Here is a 3,119-nt window from a genome sequence, read left to right as displayed (position 1 = left end):
GAAACTCTCAAATCAGTGCCCGACAGCGTGTAGGTATGCATCAGCGTCTAGAGCTAGGTGGAGCGATGAACAGGTCACTCTGTCCCCATCCTACTGGCGGTCACAGCATCTGCCCACTAATTAGGAACACACTTTTAGGTCAACACTAAACAACTGAGAAAAGCATCTTGATACTCAGAATGAGCGAGAGAACGGCGAATATCTTCTTCAAATGAGTCTCAGGTAAACGATGAGAGTAGCGAGCACCATAGGGAGCCGCAATCGAACTTGCGATCGCGATTACTAAAAAGGCTGGCACATAGATAAAGCCAATCGTATAGGGAACGCTCAATGTTTGAGACCAGCCAGTCATTATGTACCCAACAGTACCTGCGATCGCAATGGGAAATCCAATTGCAGATGAAGTACCAATCGCCTTTTTCATCTCCATATTCTGGTAGCTGAGGTAAGTGATTGTTAAAAAACCACCCCCCACCGCAGCAAGAGCGGATACCGATCCAATGCCTGTCCCCGCTAGAAATAAGCCACGAAACTTCGCCGACTTTCGGCTAGCTTTTGGTCGCCAATTCAGAAACATCTGACCCGCGACCAGAGCCATAAACAGCGCAAAGAATATAGCGATGTAAGCTGAGTTGACCTTGGCGGCGATGCGGGTAATCAGAAAGGCACCCACCATAATGCCGGGTGCCATCCCGTAGACCACTTTCCACAATACAGTTCCTTGAGCAGCATGGGCGCGAATACTTGCGATTGAAGAAATAATCATGCAAGCCAATGTCGTTCCTAATGCCAAATGAACGACGTTATCTGCACTGACGCCCTGCTTACTAAAAATGGATACCAGCAAGGGAACAAGTATTCCACCGCCACCCACACCCAGTAAGCCTGCCATCAAGCCGGCAAAGAAACCCAACAGGATGTATAACAACATCCATTCAATACTCAGCATATCAACCTAACTTTTTAGAATCTTTTGAGCAACCAAATCCTCTCAATTGCTGCAACTTTTCCCTTTAATCCACCAGTGATTTCCCTGCTTTCAACAGAGTTCAATTGATAAGCAGACGCATAATGGTGTTTTACTTCTGCTTCACCGACTGAGAACGGAGGGCCATCCATGAGTTGTTGATTGTATTCGTAAGAAATCAGCAACTGCGGTGCCACGTGGGTGATTTTCATCAGGTGTGACGTATATTGATAACGCCTATTTTCAGGCATTGCAACCAACGCTGCGCGGTCATATACCGCGTCAACTGGCCCCAGAACTTCAGCAGACACATCAAAAATATCGCCAACAAAGATGTCGATATCCTTGGCGGAGTAGTGGGTTAATTTACCAACTGTGGAAATTTTTGGCTCCACTTCCAGATCCTTAAACAATTCGTTAATTGCGAGTTCGCTTAACTCTGCACCAACCACTCGATGACCACAATTAAGCAACCATGCAAGATCGCGCGTCTTGCCACACAACGGTAGAAATACACGACCGCCCTTCGCCACATTTAATTTTTCAAAATGTTCGACGAGGAATGGGTTTGCCTCACTTTGGTGAAAACCAATATCTCCTTCTTCCCATTTTTGCTGCCAAAAACTTGCTTCCATATCAACGCCTTCATTGCTCAAGGTATCCATCATCTGCCACAAACCGATCGCGTCAGCCTTGTGCTTACTCGTGTTTAAATATACGATACAACTTCAAGTCAACTTGAAGTCAAGCAGTCGTTGCACAAAGAAAATCATGGATATCACTGAGGTCTCAAAGGCTTCTGGATTACCCACCTCAACGCTACGGTTTTATGAGGAAAAAGGGCTGATCCAGTCGAACGGCAGAAATGGCTTACGTAGGCTTTTTGATACTAGTATCATAGAACGGCTCGCTTTGATTTCCTTGGGGCGTAGCGCCGGTTTCTCACTCGATGAGATTCGTGAAATGTTTACGTCTGAAGCCCCTGAAATCAATAGAACGCTGCTCTTAGCGAAGGCAGATGAGTTGGATAAAAAGATTAAAGAACTGACTGCGATGCGCGATGGACTCCGCCACGCGGCAGCTTGCACTGCGCCTAACCATTTTGAATGTCCAAAATTCTTGCGGCTCCTGCGTATTGCTGGTAAAAATCGTTTTAGGCAACCCAATAAATTGAAGGACAATAAGCTTTAAGCAAGAGGCTCAGAAAAAGTAATGCAAACGATATTAAATGCTTTTAGAAATGCTTAACCTAGCCCTTCACAATACGTTCAGTTAGACAATTTAGTTTAATAACGGCCTAAATGCTTGCTGGCTAACGGCAAAAGTGAGCGACGGTAGATACAAGTGAAACTAAGCATGAGAGCCTTTACACTATCCGCTTCATTAAAGTGTTAGCTTGCTGTCGTCTAAACGTTATTCAAGCCAGCGAAAAGCACGCCGTAACTCAGCAGTACCGTTATTCTCATACCAACGACCGTGGGATAGGATAACTTTTTCAGGGTTCCACTGAAGTATTCGCTGTAAGCAGCTACGTGCCTGTTCCTTTTTCCCGAGAAATGTCATTCGCAAATCCAATGGGAGTTTTCCATCCGGATCGGCAACACCCCCTAATTTAAGTAGCCAATGCAACTGCTGACTTACTTTATTTAGTTCAAAGTTTTCGATGAGATCGGCAAGGATGAGAGTGGCACTCTTGCGGTGGAAAAAGACGACTTCTTCCATAAATCGACCGCCACGAAAGATTAATTGGTCTAGGTCTGCTACCCACTCACGTGGTGGTTCATCTTCCAAGTCAGCATCAAAATCCACTGCAATTTTCTGCTGCGCGGCACGATCGCGAACACCTGGAGATGCCCATGCTACAGCTTCTGGATAGGCGCTAGTCCAAGCACCGATATAGGCGTAATGAATTTTGTTGGGCGAAATGAGGTGGCGCAGTGAACCGAGGGAGTCAATTTGAGCTTTCAGTTCGGGGGTCAATTCTGTTGGTGAATGGCACCATAGGTCACCAGTGCTCAGTCGCACAATCGTCATTCGGGTTGGGAAGGGCACCTTTGCTCCATACATTGCCATCTGCACGATGGAACCATCTACGATCCAAATATCTTCGTCAACCTGTTTCAGAAGGTTGATTGGTTCATAAAGTGCGATC

4 protein-coding genes are annotated in these 3,119 nt (G+C 46.0%); 1 reads left to right on the top strand and 3 read right to left on the bottom strand.

Features of this window, described 5'->3' with window-relative positions:
* Positions 1-145 precede the first annotated feature (145 nt).
* Both H6F50_RS19705 and tmpT read right to left on the bottom strand, forming a co-directional pair.
* The gene (locus tag H6F50_RS19705; protein ID WP_190430008.1) at positions 146-949 is read right to left on the bottom strand and encodes a sulfite exporter TauE/SafE family protein; all 804 of its coding nucleotides are present in this window, start codon (positions 947-949) and stop codon (positions 146-148) included.
* 14 nt (positions 950-963) lie between these two features.
* The gene (gene tmpT / locus H6F50_RS19700; RefSeq protein WP_190430009.1) at positions 964-1,602 is read right to left on the bottom strand and encodes a thiopurine S-methyltransferase; all 639 of its coding nucleotides are present in this window, start codon (positions 1,600-1,602) and stop codon (positions 964-966) included.
* 136 nt (positions 1,603-1,738) lie between these two features.
* On the opposite strand from tmpT, the gene H6F50_RS19695 reads away from it, so the two are divergent.
* Positions 1,739-2,158: a helix-turn-helix domain-containing protein gene (locus tag H6F50_RS19695; RefSeq protein ID WP_190430007.1), complete on the top strand. Its 420-nt coding sequence runs from the start codon at positions 1,739-1,741 to the stop codon at positions 2,156-2,158.
* A gap of 222 nt (positions 2,159-2,380) precedes the next feature.
* Here H6F50_RS19695 and H6F50_RS19690 read toward each other — a convergent pair whose 3' ends face one another.
* Entirely contained in the window at positions 2,381-3,118 is a 738-nt protein-coding gene (locus H6F50_RS19690) for a DUF4336 domain-containing protein (RefSeq protein ID WP_190430006.1), read from the bottom strand.
* Between the last annotated feature and the right edge of the window lies 1 nt (position 3,119).

Source organism: Coleofasciculus sp. FACHB-712 (assembly GCF_014695635.1).
Classification (GTDB): Bacteria; Cyanobacteriota; Cyanobacteriia; order Cyanobacteriales; family FACHB-T130; genus FACHB-T130.
The sequence above is the reverse complement of the archived record's forward strand: the minus strand, read 5'-3'. Positions and strand labels throughout refer to the sequence as shown.